Below are 17,638 nucleotides of genomic sequence, written 5' to 3'. Positions count from 1 at the left end.
GGGCGGTTCAGCCCTGCTCCCCGAGCAACGCCCGGCGGACCACCCGCTCGGCCGCGTGCCCGTCGTCGAGATGGCAGAACCGGGCGCGGAACTGGGTCCGGGCCTTGACCGCGGCGTCGTCGCCGACCGCACCGGTACGGAAGACGTCGAGCAGGTGCCCGAAGGTGGTGGCGACGGCGCCCGGCGGCTCGGCGGTGATGTCGAAGTAGACGCCACGGGCCATCGCGTACGCCTCGGCGTCCGGCGCGTAGATCACGATCGGCCGGTCCAGGACCGCGTAGTCGAACATCGCCGAAGAATAGTCGGTGACGAGTACGTCGGCCGCGAGGTACAGGTCCTCGACGACCGGATGGCTGGACATGTCCCGGATCCGGCCGCTGGCCGGGGCATCCGGGGCCCGGCCGGTGCGCTGCCGGTCGTGGAAGTAGTGGCTGCGGATGAGCAGCCAGGCGTCCGGGCCGAGCACTTCGGCCAGGGCGTCGGCGTCGAAGTCGGGCTGCCAGCCGGGCTGGTGTTCCCGGTGGGTCGGCAGGTAGAGCACGACCCGCTCGTCGGGGCCGATACCGAGCGCCGCGCGGGCCGCCGCCACGTCGGCGTCGGTGGCCAGCGCCAGCCGGTCGTTACGCGGGTAGCCGGTGTCGAGCGAGACGAAGTCGCCCGGGTAGGCCCGCTCCCACATCTGGGTGGAGAAGTGGTTCGCGCTGACGCTGAAGTCCCACCGGTCGATGCGGCGCAGCAGATGGGGGAAGTTCATCGACGCGGCGCCGACCGGGTGCCGCTGCTGGTCGAGCCCCATCACCTTGACCGGAGTGCCATGGTGGGTCTGGATGTGCACTGATCCGGGCCGTTTACGCACGTAGTCGGGGAAGTTCACGTTGTTGATCAGCCACTTGGCACGGGCCAGCGCCCGGTAGTAGCGCCAGGTGCCGGCGACGACGTACGGCACGCCGGCCGGCATGCTGGCGGCCCGGTCCCGGCGGACCACCCAGACCCCGTTGACGTGTGGGGCCAGCTCGGCCGCCTTGGCGTGGATCGCGGCCGGGTTGCAGCTGTAGCCGCGGTACCAGTAAGCGGCGTACAGCGCCATCGACTGGTCCATCGGCAGGCGCAGCTGGATCCGGTAGTAGCCGAGCAGCGCGGTCCGCCGGCCGGTGCGGGCCAGTTCGCGCAGACCGCGCTTGACCGGACGACCGATCCGCTTGACCGTGGAGATCGCCTTCTTGCGGGCGCGTTGGACGACCCGCAGCGCGGCGAAGGTCCGCCAGCGGTTGGCGGCGAGCAGCCGACGCTTGAGCCCTTCGACACCGCCGGGCACCGGGTACCCGCCGGGCGGGAGCCGACGCTGGCAGTCGGCGTGGGCGCGGGCGAAGAACTGCTGGTGCAGCTGCGGGGGCAGCCGGCCACTGTGGCCGAGCACCATCAGGTAGTGCGAGATCATCAGAGCGAACAACTGCGGCCGTACGGCGTCGACCTGCGGCCCGCGCTGGTCCAGCCAGTCGAAGGTGTGTCCCCAGTGGTCGAACATCTCGAAGTGCCGGGGGCTGCGGGTCCGGGTGATCGCACCGGTACGCCGTTGCCGGTAGTTGACGCACACCCGGTCGAGTACGGTGACCCGCTCGGCGGCGACCAGCAGCGGGAAGGTGAACGAGACGTCCTCGTACCAGCCGTCGGCGAACCGCAGCCCCAGGTCCACCAGGAACTCTCGCCGGGTGACCTTGTTCCAGGCGGTGTGCAGCACCTTGAGCGTCTCGGGCCGGGTCCGTACGTCGAACACCTCGGCACCGGGTGACGTGGGGAACGCCTGCCGCAGCGCACTGGCCGATTCGTGGAAGTTCCAGAACACCCTCGCGTGGTCGACGATCAGCACGTCCGGGGTGGTGTCGCGGAGCCGGTTGGCGACCGCGCGCAGCGATCCGTCGGTCAGCCAGTCGTCGCTGTCGAGGAACCAGACGTACTCACCGGTCGCCACGTCCAGCCCGGCGTTGCGGGCACCGCCGAGCCCGGCGTTGACCGGCAGGGACAGCACCCGCAGCCGGGGGTCGCGGGCGGCGTACTCGGCGAGGATCTGCCCGGAGCTGTCCGGGGAGCAGTCGTCGACCGCGATCACCTCGACGTCGGTGAACGACTGGTCGAGGATCGAGTCGAGGCATTCCCGCAGGTAACCCTGCACCTTGTAGACCGGCACAACGATGCTGAGCAATGTCATCCGAGGTCACCTGTGGTCGGGCCGGCGGGGCGGCCGGCGGAGCTGAGGGGTGCTGCCGGGTCGACCGGCAAGTCGGTGGGGCGGCGGGGAGCCGGCACCGACACCCCGGCCGACGGCCGGTGGTCGGGGTGCGCCGGTGTCGGCCGGTGGTCGAGTACTGCGGTGGCCACGAAGTGCACCGCCAGGTAGCCGGCGAGCGCGCCGGTGGCGCCGGTGGCCAGGGTCGTCGGGGCGGCCGCGCCCGACCCGGTGGCGGCGGCCAGAGTCGCCCCGGCGCTGGTCAGCGTGATCAGCAGGACCCGGCTGTCCCAGCCGAGGCTCCACCGGTGCAGCGGCGGCGCACCGAGCCGCTTCTCCAGCCGCGCGGTCAGGTCGTAGTGCCCCAGGGCGAGGACGAACAGCAGTCCGTAGGTGACGAGCGCAGGCACGTCGGCGACCGCGCCGGCGGCGACGACGATCAGGAACTCGACGGCCCGCAGTCCGGCCGGCACCAACCAGTCCAGCGACCCCACGGCCGGCCGGGCCGCACTGGCGATCCCCGCCACCAGCGCCGCACCCGCACCTACCAGCAGCGCCGCGGCACTGAGCCCGCCGGCGACGCCGAACGCCGGCAGCAGCAGCGCTGCGGTGGCCGCGGCCACCGCGGCGCCGACGAGCGGCAACTGGCCGGACCCGGCGACGACCACCGCACCGACCCGGTGGGCGAGCAGCCGGGTGAGCGGTCCGTCGTCGCGGTACCGGGCGGTGTCGACCGCCGCGAGGACCGGAACCCGCATGGACCGTGACCTCAGCGACCGCAGCGCCAGCGTGTAGCAGAACGCGAGCACCCCCCAGCCGAGCACGGCGAGCAGCGCGGCCCGTTGGCCGAGGACGGCGGCGGTGACGGCGATCAACGCCCACCGCTCGCCGATCGGGAAGACCACCGTGCGCTTCGCCCAGTAGACCGGTGACCCGGGGGCGGCCAGGACCCGGTCGGAGACCTGGCTGAGCCGGCTGCCGACGCCCGCCGCCGCGCCCGAGTCGGCCGACGCCACCGGGATGCGGCGGGCGGCCTCGTCGTGCAGCGCCCCGTACCAGGCGTCGGTCATGTGCCGAACGGTCTGCAACACGATCGCGGCGGTGGCCAGCAGCCAGCCGTCGGCGGCACCGGACAGCTGCACGCCGGCACCCAGTCCGCCGTACACCAGGTATTCCTTGCCCCGGTCGGCGATGGTGTCGAGCCAGCCGCCGAAGGCGCTGTACCGCCCGGTGTAGCGGGCGAGCTGACCGTCGACGCAGTCGAGGACGAAGCCCAGGTAGAGCAGGACCGCGCCGAGCAGCAGCACCGGCGGCCGGTCACCGACCGCGAACAGCAGCGCGGCCGCACCGGCGAACAGCACCGAGATGGCGGTGACCCCGCTCGGGCTCAGCCCGAGCCGCGCCGCACCCTTGGTGACCAGCGGCGACCAACTGCTGACGCAGTACGTGGCGAACAGGTCGTCGTGTTCCTTGACCGCCAGCCGCAGCCGGGCCCGGTCCGGGTCGACGGCCCGCACCTGCGCCTCGGCGGCGACCACCCCGGCCTGGTCGGTGACCCGGACCGCGACCAGCTGACGCAGCGGGTACGCACCGACGGTGGTGCCGGCGGCCACCAGCTCGGCGAGGATCGCGTCGAGCGGTTGGCGGGTAGCGTCGCCGGGACGGTCGGCGACCCGGCGGGCGGCGGTGGCCAACGCCGGCAGATCGCCGACGCCGACCCGCAGCACCCCGCCGAAGACCGGCCCGCCGACGTCCGTACCGGCCGGGGCGGCACCGTCTGCGGTCGGTGCCGGGGCGGTGACGAGGTTCCCGCGCCGGGCCCCGACCGCGAGGGCACCGGTGCCGTCGGCGGCGGGCAGCAGCAACGCTCTCGTGATGCCTGCCGGGCCCGAGTCGAGCAGGCGGAACAGCTCGGTGTGGGCGACCACGTCGGCGGCGCACAGCAGCACCGGCCCGGTCGCCCGTTCGGCAAGGTCCGCCAGCTGGGCCGGCCCGGCGGTGCGCACCTCGTCGGCACCGGCTTCGGCGAGCTGTGCCCGGATCCGATCGGGCAGGGTCAGCCCGCCCGCGCTCAGCAGTCCGCCCTGGTCAGCGGCGGGGGCTCGGGTGGCCGGGGTGAGGATCGCCAGTGTCACATCCGCGCTTCCGTCGTACGAGCCGGGAGCGACCGGGCGCTCCGAGGGGTGGTGTCGCCCAGCGGCGGCCCGTGACGACACCACCTGTCCGACGGTTGGGGACACCGCCGGGCGGACGACGCGGGCAAGGTTAGCAGTCGGTGAACAACGCGGGTAGCGCACACATCCGGCAGGTGACACGGACGGGAGTCAGCTCGATCGACCGGCTGCGATGATCTTGATCGGATCAGGGTAGGACCCGTACGGGAGGCACCGTCACCGATCCGTCGCAGGACTGATGGAGCCGGGCGACGGCGCCCCTACCGTTGAAGATGGCTGGCGGTCACGACCGTGACGACAGCCGTCGGCAGCCGACAGGGCAGCCGAGACTAGTGGACAAGGAGCGTGGCGATGAGCCGCAAACTGGTACGACCCCGCGACGGACGGATGATCGCCGGTGTCTGCGCCGGCCTGGGCCGGCGGTTCGGCATCTCGGCCGGGATGGTCCGGTTGCTGTTCCTGCTCTCCCTACTGCTGCCCGGCACCCAGGTGATCATCTACCTGGCGCTCTGGATCGTCATGCCGAACGAGGACCGGTACCTCGCCACCTCGCACTGACCGTGGTCACCGGCGGGCGGAACCCTGAGCCCGGTCACCGCCGGACGAAGACCGCCACCTGCGCCGGCAGATCCTCGCGGACCGCCCAGTACCGCTCGTCGAACTGGGCGCGCTGGAACCGCAGATCCTCCCAGATCAGCTCGTCGCCGTCGCGGGTGAGCACGAAGACGTCGATCGGCCCGTACGCCGTGGCGGCGGACTCGGCGGCGAAGGCCGCCGGGTCCCGCTGCGCGGCCAGGGCCGTCAGCTCGGCCTTGCGCTCGTCCCAATGGGTGAGCGTGCCGCCGGCGGTACGGTCGTTGCTGAGGTACCCGGGCCACGGCAGGTAGGAGAAGAGCCGTTCGTCGACGCTCACCGTCACCCGTTCGGGGTCCGGCCCGGTGACCTCCTCGACGGCCAGGCGGACCGGCTCGACCGGGAACCAGGCCGGGCGCCCGCTGGCCGGCGCGTACCGGGGGTAGCCGCCGCCGGGCAGCGGTTCGGCGTGAGCGGCGGTCGCGTAGGACGAGCCGGACCCGTTGCTCGGCGGCATCCACGCCCCGGTGTAGGCGGTCACACCCCAGGCGAGCAGTACCGCGAGCGGTGCGCCGACCAGCCCGACCGGTGGCGCCACCCGCAGCCGACGCAGCACCAGCGGTACGACGTGCACCAGGGTCAGCACCCCGGCGATCGCCAGCACCACGCCGTACAGCCGCACGGTGTAGTGGGCGAAGGCGGTGTGCCCGGTCAGCAGGAAACGGACCATCGACAACAGTCGGTACGCGAACGCGGCCCCGGCGATCAGCAGCAGCGGAGGCGCCCACCAGGCGCGGCGCAGCAGCCACACGAGGCCGATCATGCCGACCAGTTGCAGGGCCCGCAGCAGGATGTTGCTGCCGTCGGAGGACTGGATGTCCAGGAACGGCAGCAGGCCGGAGAGGTAGTACGGCGAGGTGTACAGGTCGGAGACCAGCTGCCCACCGCCGTCGGTGAGCAGGGTCCAGCCGTACGGCAGCACGTACCAGGACGAGGTGACGGTGGCGACGAGGGCGACGCCCGCCAGCCGGCGGACGTACGCCCAGCGGTCCGGCTCCGCCCGCCACGCCAGCACGATGATCACCATCAGCCCGAGCGCGGCGTAGACCAGCCAGGCCTGGTAGAGCACGACCAGCAGACCCCCGAGCAACCCGGAGCTCAGCCAGTGCAGGCGGTTGCGCGGCGGGCGGGCGAAGGTCTCCAGCACCCAGGGGATGAAGATCACCAACGCCAGGACCTCGTACGCCTTGCGCGGGTCGGACCAGGCGAGCACCGCGACACAGGAGATCGCGAACGCGGTCCAGGCCCCCGCCTGCCGACGCCACAGCAGGAAGCCGGCCAGCAGTGACGCGGAGATGAACAGCACCTCGGCGTCGGCCAGCAACCGCCAGGCGGGCTGGTCGAGCAGCACCGAGGCCCGGCCGACCAGCCAGGCGTACAGCGGCGGGTACTCCGACGGCAGCCCGACGATGTTGGTGTCCGCGCTGGCGGTGGTGACCGTGTAGCGGGTCACCGACGCGGTCATCCGCAGCATGTCGCCGCTGAGGCCACCGAAGCCGAACGGGGTGCCGTACAGCGCGGACCGTAGCACCAGCACCAGCCAGGCACCGGCCAGTCCGGCGGCGGCACCGGCCAGGGCGTCCAGCGCCGCGGGCACCCAGCGACGGGCGGCCGCCGCCGCGGCCAGCACCACCGACACCAGCAGCAGGCCACCGGCCACCGGCAAGGCGCGACCGGCGACGGTGAACGGGTCCTTGCCGACGATGCCGGGCAGTACGAAGGCCACCGGGGTGGCCAGCAGCCAGACCAGCACCGCGACGAGGCTGGGATGGCGCAGGACCACGCCCAGCTGTCGAGGTCCGCGCCGGGTCGCAGCCGTACGGTCGGCGGCAGCGGTGGCCACGACGCCCGGCGCAGGCCGGGCCCCGTCCGGCGCCTCGCCGAGATCGGCCGGGGTTGTCTCGACAGTCATCGTGCTCCGTCAGCTGTCGCCGTTGTCAGGTTCGGTCGCCGCGCCCGGCCCGGGCCGCCTCGCTCAGTTGGCGCTCGCGGCCAGCGTGTTCGGCGACGGGGTCTCCTGGTCGGCGACCGCGACGGAGACCCGTCGCAGGCTGAGCAGGCTGGAGAAGAGCCCGGCGAAGATGAGTGTGGCACCCAGGCCGATCGCCGTCGAGGAGGGCAGCACCACCCGCATCGTGGCGCTCACGTCCTGGGCACCGAACCCGGTCGCGCCCCAGGTCGCGACGGCGACGATGGTACCGACGAGGCCGAGCAGGATCAGCGCGACGCCGCCGGCGGTGCAGGTCTCGAACCGGATGTAGCGACCCCAGCGATCGGCCTGCTGCAGGTTGGTGATGCCCTCGTACCTGCCGTAGATCAGCGCGAACGCCCCGAACAGCAGCAGTTGTGCGCCGACCAGCATCGCGAGACAGGTGTAGACGAGGGTGCTCACGTCGAAGCCGATGCCGGCGACGACGAGCGGGCCGAGAACGAGGGTCGCGGTGCCGATCAGGCCGAGGATGAACAGCGCCGAACCTGGCCAGATCAGCGTCTTGCGCGGCGCGAAGACCAGCAGGAAACGCAGGTGCCGCCAGCCGTCGCGCCAGGTCCGCAGGTGCGGTGGGCGGCTGCGACCGTCCGGGCTGAGCGTGGTCGGCACCTCGACGATGTCGTATCCGTTGAGCGCCGCCCGGACCACCAGCTCGGAGGCGAACTCCATGCCCGGCATGCACAGCTGCAGCTGCCGGATCCGGTCCCGGTTGAACCCCCGGATGCCGCAGTGGAAGTCGCCGACCTTCAGGTTGAACAGCCGCCGGCCGAGCCAGGAGAGCACCGGGTTGCCGAGGTAGCGGTGCAGGAACGGCATGGCTCCTGGGGCGATGCCGCCCCGGAAGCGGTTGCCCATGACGACGTCGTGACCGGAACGCAGCGCCTGAATGAACGGCTCAAGCGTGGACAGGTCATAGGAGTCGTCGGCGTCCGCCATGATCACGTATTGACCGCGGGCCTGCTCGATTCCGTTGATCAGGGCACCGCCGTAGCCGCGGATCGGGGCATGCGAGACCCGGGCGCCGGCCCGCACCGCGATCTCCTGGGATCCGTCGGTGGAACCGTTGTCGCTGACCAGCACCTCACCCTGGACGCCCAACTCGTCGAGCGCCTGGCGGGCCTTGCGGATGCAGACCTCCAGGGTCTCCGCCTCGTTGAGGCAGGGAAGCAGGACGGTGACCTCGACCTGGTCGCTGCGCACGGGTGATACCCCCGAAAACTAGTGATCCCACGATCAGGCCAGCCGCGCGACGGAAGACGGTCCAGCCGGCGCGCCGTTACGACAATGGCCTTCGGCTGCACTCTAACGTGGCCGCCATCCGACACGCGCTCGGACCCGGTGAAGAAACGCGGGCCCAGCGGATGATTCGGATCGCGGAGCCGCCACCCTTTCAGGGTGTCACCCAGTTGTGCGGAAGTTTCGCACCACGTTGGCCGATCATCGCGCAGCTCACGGCGCTACTACCGCACCAGTGACCGTCGGTCGACGTCACCACTCAGGGCGACACGAACGTTACAGTAACCGTTTCATAACCCAGAGAACGCAACAGCCCGGCCAACATCTTGCGGGTGTTGTTCTCGGCCCGCTCGGCGATCCCACTGTCCCGTGCGGCCGCCGCGATCCGCTCCTCGGCGAGCTGATACACCTGTCGCTGCCGGTTCGGGTCCCCACCGAACACCTCACCGAGTCGGTTGAGCAGACCGCGCTGTTCGGCGAAGACGTAACTGTTGGCGAGGTCCAGGTCGGCATCGGTCAACTGCGGTGCCGGCAACCGAATTTCTGCGGAAAGACCGTCTTCAGCGACAATGATCGCATCTTCGCCGATCTGCCCGAAATCAACATATGCCTCGACTGCGCCGACACCGACAAAAAGGGTACGTTCGTTGAGCAGAAAGTCCGGAACGTACCGTCGGTCCTGTTCCAGGTCCACGACGACCTGGAAGGTGCCCTCCGCCGCGACGAACCGACTCAGATCCTGGATCGACTGCAGCACCGGCGGCTGGGTGCGGTCGGTCTCCTCCTGCGCGAAGGGGTTACGCCAGCTGGGCAACATGCCGGCGGCCTGGGTGGTCAGCGCCAGCACCGCTACCAGGCCGGCAGCGACCGCCGCCCAGAACATCCCCCGGCGCCAACCGCCCGAGCGGGGCTCGGCAGGAGGTCCACCGGCGGTCTGCGGATCCGCTCCACCGCCCGAATACTCCGGAAACTCCCGGGTCGCTGCGTGGCCATCGCCGTCACGGGGCATCTGGATCACCGTCCTCACCAGACGACGGCCCACGGTCGGGTCGTCTGGGCACACCGTACGACCCCGGTACGACACGCGCATCCGCAAGCCGCCCCGCACCGGGTCAGCCGGCGACCCGGTCGCGCCGACCGGCGCGACCACGCTCAGCCGGCGAGCCGCTCGGCGGCGAGCAGGTAGACCCGGGCGTGGATCTGGTTGCGCTGCTGCAGCGCGGCCCGCAACGCCCGGTGCAGGCCGTCCTCCAGGTAGAGCGCGCCGTTCCACTGCACGACGTGCGGAAAGAGATCCCCGTAGAAGGTCGAATCCTCGGCGAGGAGCTTGTCCAGTGCCAGTTCACGCTTGGTGGTGATCAACTGATCCAGCCGTAACGGCCGGGGTGGAATCTCGGCCCACTGCTTGAGCGTCAGCCCGTGCTCCGGGTAGGGACGGCCGTCCCGCACCGCTTTGAAGATCACGACGGCGCGCTCCTCCCATGTCGCCTACCGAACGATGTGCCCACTCACAACCCCTCGCCACTGCCGCCGTCACCCGGCGCGACCCGTCGGACACCACCGGGCCGGACCGCCACCGTACGTCGGCGCGACTGCCAGACTAGCGAGTTCGTCCGACCGACCGGGCCGATCCTCGCTGTCGGCTTCACCGCACTAGGCACCCCACCGCCCCCGGTGGACCACCTCGTCGACCGGGCGTCGCCCCCGGCGCAGCGACGCCGACCGGGTGTCCGGTGCCCGGTAGCCGACGGTCACCGCGCCGATCGGGATGAAGTCCTCCGGTACGCCGAACGCCGCCCGGTAGTGGTCCGTGCGTTCCGGCGGGATTCCGAAGAAACACGCGCCCAGCCCTTCGTCGACCGCGGTCAGCAGCATCAGCAACGCGGCGAAGCCGGTGTCGATGTGCCAGTACGGCACCGGCCAGCGGGCCTCGTCCCGATCGGTCCAGCCCTTGTCCGGTTGGGCGTACCGGTCGAGATAGGCCGACCGGTTGGCGTGCGGGACGATGATCAGCGGGGCCCGGCTCATCCCGGTCAACCAGCGACTGCGCCGCACGGTGTCCGGATCCCCGGCGACCGGCGTCGTCGCCGTCCAGAACAGCTCCCGGTCGGCCGCGGTCTCCAGCACCAGGAAGCCCCAGCCCTGGGAGAACCCGGCGGACGGGGCCCGGATCGCGTGCTCCAACAGCCGCTGCACGACCTCGGGTGGGACCGGACGGTCCGGATCGTAGTTGCGCACCATCCGCCGGCGGCGGATCACCTCCCGCAGCTGCATCAGCGCGCGCCCGGCCCAGCCTCGGGGCGGATGCCCCAGCTGGCCTGCCAGGTCTCGGCCGGCGCCAGCACGATCAGGTCGCGGCCGGACCGGAACGCGTCCGGCGGGCAGGTCATCGGCTCCACCGCGATCGACCGGCGGTAGCGCGGCGGTGCGAACGTGTCGCCGCTGAACAGTTGCCACCAGCCGAAGGCCGGATCGGCCCAGATCGACACGGCCGCCGAACCGTCCGTCGTGGACAGCCGGGCCGCCGATCCGCCGGACGGATCGCGGTCCAGGTCGCCGAAGGCGGTGTCCAGCACGGTGGCGCCGACCCGCCGACCGGCGGTGAAGTCGAACTCGCTGCCGGCCACCTTCGCCGTACCGATCGGCAGCAACCGGCCGTCGACCAGGACCCGACTGCGGGCCGGCAACCGCACGACGGTGTCGTCGGCGTCGGTGTCCGGCAACCGCAGGTACGGATGGACCCCGAGGCCGAACGGTGCCGGCTCGGCACTCGCGTTGGTCGCCTGGTGGGTCACCCGCAGGCCGTCCGCGCCGACCTGCCACCTGGTACGCAGCACCAACGTCCACGGGTACCCGGGTGTGGCGGGCAGCGTCACTCCGACCACCACCTCGTCGGCCGCCTTGGACACCAGCTGCCAGGGCAACCAGCAGACCAGGCCGTGCAGAGCGGTGTGCCGGGACGGCTCCGACAGGTGCAACTGCCGGTCGACGCCGTCGAAGGTGTAGCGGCCGTCCCGGATCCGGTTCGGCCAGGGGATCAGCACCTGGCCGGCGCCGCCCACGCAGAGCTCGTCCTCGGCGTAGGAGTCGACGTAGTCGAATCCACCGGCCCGGTAGGCCCGCAGGCCGCCACCCACCTCGACCACGACGGCCTCGTGTCCGTGTGCCGTGATCGTCCACTGCGCTCCGGACGGTGGGCCCGGACGTGCATCGACGTTGTCCATGCGGCGACGATAACGGGTCGATCCACGCACCGTCGCACCCGCGACCCCATGATCCACAACAGCTAAGCGTAAATTAAAGGTCGCTCTACGGCGCGAGCCGCTCGATCGACCAGCCGCCGGTCGGCTCCCGACGGTAGCGGAACCGGTCGTGCAGTCGACCGGCCCGGCCCTGCCAGAACTCGACCGTCCCGGGCACCACCCGGAACCCGCCCCAATGTGGCGGCGGGGGCACCGCCGACGGTCCGGGAAACCGACGGTCCGCTTCGACCAGACCAGCCTCGACCGCCGCGCGGTCCGCCACCACCTGCGACTGCGGGCTGGCCCACGCTCCCAGTTGGGAGCCGCGCGGCCGGGTCGCGAAGTACGCCTCGGTCTGCTCCCGGGGCACCTGGACCACCGATCCGCACACCTCGACCTGCCGCGACATCGGGTACCAGGGAAACAGCAGACTCGCCGCGGGATTGGCGACGAGCTGCCCACCCTTTCGGGACCGGTAGTTCGTGAAGAAGATCAGTCCGGTCTCGTCGTACCCTTTCAGCAGCACCGTCCGGGTACTCGGCCGGCCATCGGCGTCCGCCGTCGCGAGCACCATCGCGTTCGGCTCGGCGATTCCGGCCGCGACCGCCTCGGCGAACCAGCGTGCGAACTGGGTGTGCCAGTCGGCGGCGAGAACGCTGCGACGCAGCTCGGGAGCGTCGCGGTAGTCCCGACGCATCGGGGCCGGTCGTGGTGTGTCTCCCGTCACGTCGCTCTCCTGGTCTAGGGCTACCCCGGCACTCGAACCTAGGCTGGTTACCCACCGGACACGAGGCCGAGCCACCACATCACCGAAACGGCACGGCCGGACACCAGACAGGCAACAACGCGGGCACCATAAAGGCAACACGTACGTAGCAGCCGTCAGGGCCGCCTGAAGCAGTTCTACCGGGCGTTCGGGCCGGACCACCAAAATCCCCACCCAGGAGAGCCATATGTCCGACTTCAAGCCAGGACTCGAAGGTGTGATCGCATTCGAGACGGAGATCGCCGAACCTGACAAAGAAGGCGGTGCGCTGCGGTACCGCGGGGTCGACATCGAAGACCTGATCGGACAGGTCTCCTTCGGCAACGTCTGGGCGCTGCTGGTCGACGGCCGGTTCGGGCCGGGTCTGCCGCCGGCCGAGCCGTTCCCGGTGCCGGTGCACTCCGGCGACATCCGGGTCGACGTGCAGTCCGCGGTCGCCATGCTCGCCCCGTACTGGGGGTTGTCGCAGCTGCTGGACATCTCCGACGAGCAGGCCCGCGCGGACCTGGCCCGGGTGTCGGTCACCGCGTTGTCGTTCGTCGCCCAGTCGGCACGCGGGCTCGGGCTGCCGGCCGTGCCGCAGAAGGAGATCGACAAGGCGCAGACCATCGTCGAGCGCTTCATGCGCCGGTGGCGGGGCGAGCCGGATCCACGGCACGTCAAGGCGGTCGACGCGTACTTCATCTCCGCCGCCGAGCACGGCATGAACGCCTCCACCTTCACCGCCCGGGTCGTCGCCTCCACCGGGGCCGACGCCGCCGCCTGCATCTCGTCGGGCATCGGCGCGCTCTCCGGGCCGCTGCACGGCGGCGCGCCGTCGCGGGTGCTGCACATGATCGAGGGCGTGGAGCGCAGCGGCGACGCCGAGGCGTACGTCAAGGGCGTGCTCGACCGCGGCGAACGGCTGATGGGCTTCGGACACCGGGTGTACCGGGCGGAGGACCCCCGCGCCCGGGTGCTGCGACGCACCGCCAAGGAGCTGGGCGCGCCCCGCTACGAGGTGGCCGAGGCACTGGAGAAGGCCGCCCTGGAGGAGCTGCACAACCGCAAGCCGGACCGGGTGCTGGCCACCAACGTCGAGTTCTGGTCGGCGGTGGTGCTCGACTTCGCCGAGGTGCCGGCGCACATGTTCACCTCAATGTTCACCTGCGCCCGGATGGGCGGCTGGAGCGCGCACATCCTGGAGCAGAAGCGGCTCAAGCGGCTGGTCCGCCCGTCGGCGCGCTACGTCGGCCCGGCCCCGCGCAAGCCGCACGACGTCGCCGGTTGGGACGCCGTACCGCACGACGTCTGACCCACGCACGCTGCCCGGTCGGCCGCACGCACGACGCTGCCCGGTCGGCCGGCGCTCCTCGGCCGGCGCTCCTCGGCCGGCGCTCCTCGGCCGGCCCCACGTCCCGAGGCCCGGACGACGGGCCCGGGATGTGGGGCACGCCTCAGTCGCAGGCGTGAGACCACGCCCCGGGCCCGGTGCCCCGGGTGCGAGGATGGGAGACCCATAGCGCACCCGGAAGGACTTCTGGTAACCGTGGCTGACGTTGCGACCATCCGCATCCCCGACGAGATCAAGCCCGCCGACGGCCGGTTCGGCTGCGGCCCGTCGAAGGTCCGTCCGGCGGCCGTCTCCGCGCTCGCCGAGGTCGCGACCAGCTACCTGGGCACCTCGCACCGGCAGAAGACGGTCCGCGACGAGGTGGCCCGGCTGCGCCGGGGCATCGCCGAGTTCTTCGCCCTGCCCGAGGGTTACGAGGTGATCCTCGGCAACGGCGGCACCACCGCGTTCTGGGAGGTCGCCACGTTCGGCCTGGTCCGCGACCGGGCGCAGTTCGCCAGCTTCGGCGAGTTCGGGGCGAAGTTCGCCAAGGCGGTACGCGACGCGCCGTTCCTCGGCGAGCCGACGGTCCACAAGGCCGACCCGGGCTCGGCACCCGCGCTGGTCGCCGAGGCGGGGGTGGACGTCTACGCCACCCCGCACAACGAGACCTCGACCGGCGTGGCGGTGCCGATCCGGCGGGTGGCTGGCGCCGACGACGGCGCCCTGATGCTGATCGACGCCACGTCGGGTGCCGGCGGGCTGGAGGTCGACCCGGCCGAGACCGACGTCTACTACTTCGCCCCGCAGAAGTGCTTCGGCTCCGACGGCGGGATCTGGCTGGCCCTGATGTCCCCGGCCGCGCTGGAGCGGGCCGCCCAGGTCAAGGCGTCGGGCCGGTACATCCCGGCGTTCCTGGACCTGGTCACCGCGATCGACAACTCGCGGCTGGAGCAGACCTACAACACTCCGGCGCTGGCAACGATCTTCCTGGCCGCCGAGCAGACCGACTGGATGAACGCCCAGGGTGGGCTGGCCTGGGCGGCGAAACGGACGGCGGAGAGCGCGGCGGCGGTCTACGGCTGGGCGGAGCGTTCGACGGTGGCGACGCCGTTCGTCACCGACCCGGCGCTGCGCTCGAACGTGGTCGCGACGATCGACTTCGCCGACGGGGTGGATGCTTCGGCGATCGCCAAGGCGCTGCGCGCCAACGGCATCGTGGACACCGAGCCGTACCGCAAGCTCGGCCGCAACCAGCTTCGGGTGGCGCTGTTCCCGGCGGTCGACCCGGCCGACGTCGAGGCGCTGACCGCCTGCGTCGACTACGTCATCGAGCGGCTCTGAGCGAAATCGGGTGACACGGTCGGTTCAGTCACTGATTGTGGCTGAACCGACCGATTTGCCGTATAATCTGGTCGGCGGACTCACCATCCGTGATCGCCGGTCCTCGATCACTGTCGACCACCCGACTCGCCGGCCGGGGCGGATCCGGGCAGCTCACTCGACATGCCCGGCGTGGCCTACTCCCATCGGGTGACTTATCGGCGTACCGTGTGCCTGAGGACGCCGGGGGGCGAGGTCGGCCTACGGCGTGGGGCAGCTCGGCGGGACGGAGGCAACGCGATGCGCCCAGTACGCTTCGTCGCCCTCTCCGAGGACGGACAGGCCCTGGTCCTCGCTGACGAGGTCGGCCGACTGCTCGCCCTGCCCATCGACGACCGGGTCTCCACCGCCGTACAGGCCGATCCCGGCACCAGCCCCGCCACGCTGGCGGTCGCCGGCGCGCCGGGTGACCCGAAGCCGTCGCTGTCGCCGCGGGACATCCAGGCCCGGATCCGGGCCGGCGAGTCCGCCGACGACGTCGCCCGCATCGCCGGGGTGCCGGTCGACCGGGTCCTGCGGTACGCCGGCCCGGTGCTGCAGGAGCGGGCGATGCTCGCCCAGCACGCCCGCCGGACCCGGCTGAAGAACTCCGAGAAGGGCGCCCCGCTGGCCGAGGTCGTGGACGGGCGACTGGCCCAGCACGGCATCGACGCGGAGAAGATCTCCTGGGACGCGTACCGGCGTGACGACGGCACCTGGCGGATCATCGCCACCTGGCCGTCCGGCAAGGCCACCGCCCAGGCCATCTGGGAGCTCGACAAGAGCCGTCAGGTGATCTCACCGCACGACGACATGGCGCAGTACCTCTGCACCGAGCGGCCCACTCAGATCCTCGGCCAGGAGCCGACGGCGGAGCGTGGCGGGCACGCCCTGCCCGGGCCGTCCCGGGGTGAGCTGGGTCGCGGGCACGCGTTGCCCGCCGCCCCCGGCGACCAGCCCCGGCCCTCCCGGGACCCGATCCGCGCCGGGCGGGACGCGCTGCTCGCGTCGCTGGACCGTCCGCTGGGTTCGGCGGCCGGTCGCGGTCTGGAGCCGGCGGCCAACGCCGAGACGCCCCGGCAGCGGCCGGTGGCCGGCGGCGCGGCCGCGTTGCTCGGCGGCGGTGCCGGGTCGGCCTTCGACGACGACGCCGACGCACCCAAGGAGGTCCCAGCCGTGCCGTCGCTGGCGGTGCTGCGGCCCCGTCGTGCCGCCACCGGCACCGGCGGTGAGACCCCAGCCGATGGCACCGGCAAGCCCCGCAAGCGGCTGCCCAGCTGGGACGACGTGCTGTTCGGCAGCGGCCCGGCCGACCGCGCCAGCTCCTGACAACCCCGCCCGTCGCCGACGATCTTGCAGTTATCGTTGGACAAACTCGACATTTCCTCGCGATAACTGCAAGATCGTCGCGGGTGGGGCGGGGAGGACGTAGAACCTCGGCAGTGGAGCCCAGCGCAGCCGCAGCCGACCGCCGGTACGGCGTAGCTGCCACAGCAGCGCGGCGGCGGCGGTCAGGAACGACAGGGTGCCGCCGAGCCAGATGCTCGCCCCGGCACCTAGGTGCTCGGCGACCCAGCCGATGGCCGGCGCACCGACCGGGTTGGTGCCCAGGAAGACCAGCACCCACAGGGCCATCACCCGGCCCCGGAACGCGGCGTCGACGCCTAGCTGGACCCGCTGGTTGGACGCCTGCGCGAAGTAGACCATGAAGAATCCGGTCGGCACCAGCAACGCCACCACCAGCCAGTACGTCGGTGCCAACCCGACCAGGGTGGCGAGGCCGGCGAAGGCCAGCGCGCTGCCGAGCACCACGTACACCGATGGGCGACCGCGCCGGCCGCTGGCGGCGAGCGCGCCGGCCAACGCGCCGGTGGCCAACGCGGTGGTGAACAGACCGAACGACGCCGCCCCGGTGTCGAACACCGTCTTGGCCAACGCGGCGAGGGTGATCTGGAAGTTGAACAGCAGCAGCCCCATGACGGCCATCAGACCCATCGGCAGCATCAGGTCGGGCCGGCGGGCGACGTAGCGCAGCCCGTCGGCGACCTTTGCGCTGTCGCGGGCCCCGCCGACGGGCAGGTCGGCACGGTACAGCTCGCTGGCGCGCATCTGGATCAGGCCCACCAGCGGGGCGGCCGACGCGATCGCGCTGATCAGGAAGACCGGGCCGACGTCGAACGCGGCGATCGCCAGGCCGGCGACGGCCGGGCCGACGATCCGCGCGGTGTTGAACGTCGCCGAGGACAGGCCGAGGGCGTTGGGCAGCAGCGGGGTGCCGACCAGCTCGGAGACGAAGGCCTGCCGGACCGGGGTCTCCAGGGCGTTGCCGACGCCGAGCAGTCCGGCGAAGACGAACACGTGCCACAGTTGCACGGCGCCGGTCAGCACCAGCACGCTCATGCCGAGGGCGAGCACGAACCACATCGCGTTCGCGACGAACAGCAGCATCCGCTTGTCGTAGCGGTCGGCGAGCCGGCCGAAGACCAGGGTGAACAGCAGCACCGGGGTGAACTGCAGGGCGACGACGACGCCGAGCGCGGTGGCGGAGTCGTCGGACAGTTGCAGGACGAGCCAGTCCTGCGCGATGAACATCATCCACACGCCGATCAGCTTGATCAGCTGACCGGTGGCGAAGATCCGGTAGTTCCGGACCCGCAGGGACTGGAAAGTGGTGGTCAGTTTCGCCCGCACTCGGGGTG

14 protein-coding genes are annotated in these 17,638 nt (G+C 71.7%); 4 read left to right on the top strand and 10 right to left on the bottom strand.

Annotated elements, in window-relative coordinates; translation table 11 throughout:
* Positions 1-7 precede the first annotated feature (7 nt).
* Positions 8-2,206, bottom strand: a complete 2,199-nt coding sequence (locus ACN28F_RS18600; RefSeq protein WP_421358894.1) for a bifunctional glycosyltransferase/CDP-glycerol:glycerophosphate glycerophosphotransferase — start codon at positions 2,204-2,206, stop codon at positions 8-10.
* The gene (locus tag ACN28F_RS18595; protein WP_421358892.1) at positions 2,203-4,359 is read right to left on the bottom strand and encodes a DUF5941 domain-containing protein; all 2,157 of its coding nucleotides are present in this window, start codon (positions 4,357-4,359) and stop codon (positions 2,203-2,205) included. The genes ACN28F_RS18600 and ACN28F_RS18595 overlap by 4 nt, the downstream gene beginning before the upstream one ends.
* Positions 4,360-4,749: 390 nt before the next feature.
* Here ACN28F_RS18595 and ACN28F_RS18590 point away from each other — a divergent pair, with 390 nt between their 5' ends.
* Positions 4,750-4,956 carry a PspC domain-containing protein gene (locus ACN28F_RS18590; protein WP_421358890.1) on the top strand — a complete coding sequence of 69 codons (207 nt, stop codon included), beginning with the start codon at positions 4,750-4,752 and terminating at the stop codon, positions 4,954-4,956.
* A 34-nt stretch (positions 4,957-4,990) separates the two neighbouring features.
* Here ACN28F_RS18590 and ACN28F_RS18585 read toward each other — a convergent pair whose 3' ends face one another.
* From ACN28F_RS18585 to pdxH, 7 genes are all read right to left on the bottom strand, one after another.
* On the bottom strand, positions 4,991-6,943 hold the full coding sequence (locus ACN28F_RS18585; protein WP_421358888.1) for an arabinofuranosyltransferase: 1,953 nt from the start codon (positions 6,941-6,943) through the stop codon (positions 4,991-4,993).
* Positions 6,944-7,006: 63 nt separating this feature from the next.
* Positions 7,007-8,221 (bottom strand): glycosyltransferase family 2 protein, encoded by a 1,215-nt coding sequence (locus tag ACN28F_RS18580; RefSeq protein WP_421358887.1) that lies wholly within the window; start codon positions 8,219-8,221, stop codon positions 7,007-7,009.
* A gap of 295 nt (positions 8,222-8,516) precedes the next feature.
* On the bottom strand, positions 8,517-9,104 hold the full coding sequence (locus ACN28F_RS18575) for a DUF4230 domain-containing protein (protein WP_289209184.1): 588 nt from the start codon (positions 9,102-9,104) through the stop codon (positions 8,517-8,519).
* A 305-nt stretch (positions 9,105-9,409) separates the two neighbouring features.
* Entirely contained in the window at positions 9,410-9,721 is a 312-nt protein-coding gene (locus ACN28F_RS18570) for a type II toxin-antitoxin system VapB family antitoxin (protein ID WP_282224159.1), read from the bottom strand.
* 189 nt (positions 9,722-9,910) lie between these two features.
* Complete coding sequence (locus ACN28F_RS18565; protein ID WP_289209183.1) at positions 9,911-10,531, bottom strand: nitroreductase family protein; 621 nt, start codon at positions 10,529-10,531, stop codon at positions 9,911-9,913.
* Positions 10,531-11,481: an aldose 1-epimerase family protein gene (locus tag ACN28F_RS18560; protein ID WP_289209182.1), complete on the bottom strand. Its 951-nt coding sequence runs from the start codon at positions 11,479-11,481 to the stop codon at positions 10,531-10,533. Before ACN28F_RS18560 ends, ACN28F_RS18565 begins: the two co-directional genes overlap by 1 nt.
* Before the next feature lie 85 nt (positions 11,482-11,566).
* Positions 11,567-12,226 (bottom strand): pyridoxamine 5'-phosphate oxidase, encoded by a 660-nt coding sequence (gene pdxH / locus ACN28F_RS18555; RefSeq protein ID WP_289209181.1) that lies wholly within the window; start codon positions 12,224-12,226, stop codon positions 11,567-11,569.
* 226 nt (positions 12,227-12,452) lie between these two features.
* Between pdxH and ACN28F_RS18550 the strand changes: the two genes are divergently transcribed.
* From ACN28F_RS18550 to sepH, 3 genes are all read left to right on the top strand, one after another.
* Positions 12,453-13,559, top strand: a complete 1,107-nt coding sequence (locus ACN28F_RS18550; RefSeq protein ID WP_289209180.1) for a citrate synthase 2 — start codon at positions 12,453-12,455, stop codon at positions 13,557-13,559.
* A 234-nt stretch (positions 13,560-13,793) separates the two neighbouring features.
* A complete protein-coding gene (serC, locus tag ACN28F_RS18545) occupies positions 13,794-14,921 on the top strand; it encodes a phosphoserine transaminase (protein ID WP_289209179.1) in 1,128 nt (375 codons plus the stop codon).
* A 279-nt stretch (positions 14,922-15,200) separates the two neighbouring features.
* Positions 15,201-16,268 carry a septation protein SepH gene (gene sepH / locus ACN28F_RS18540; protein WP_289209178.1) on the top strand — a complete coding sequence of 356 codons (1,068 nt, stop codon included), beginning with the start codon at positions 15,201-15,203 and terminating at the stop codon, positions 16,266-16,268.
* Between the two features lie 30 nt (positions 16,269-16,298).
* Here sepH and ACN28F_RS18535 read toward each other — a convergent pair whose 3' ends face one another.
* On the bottom strand, positions 16,299-17,630 hold the full coding sequence (locus ACN28F_RS18535) for an MFS transporter (protein WP_421358883.1): 1,332 nt from the start codon (positions 17,628-17,630) through the stop codon (positions 16,299-16,301).
* Positions 17,631-17,638: the final 8 nt, after the last annotated feature.

It is taken from the genome of Solwaraspora sp. WMMA2101 (genome assembly GCF_049179175.1).
Classification (GTDB): domain Bacteria; phylum Actinomycetota; class Actinomycetes; order Mycobacteriales; family Micromonosporaceae; genus Micromonospora_E.
The sequence above is the reverse complement of the archived record's forward strand: the minus strand, read 5'-3'. Positions and strand labels throughout refer to the sequence as shown.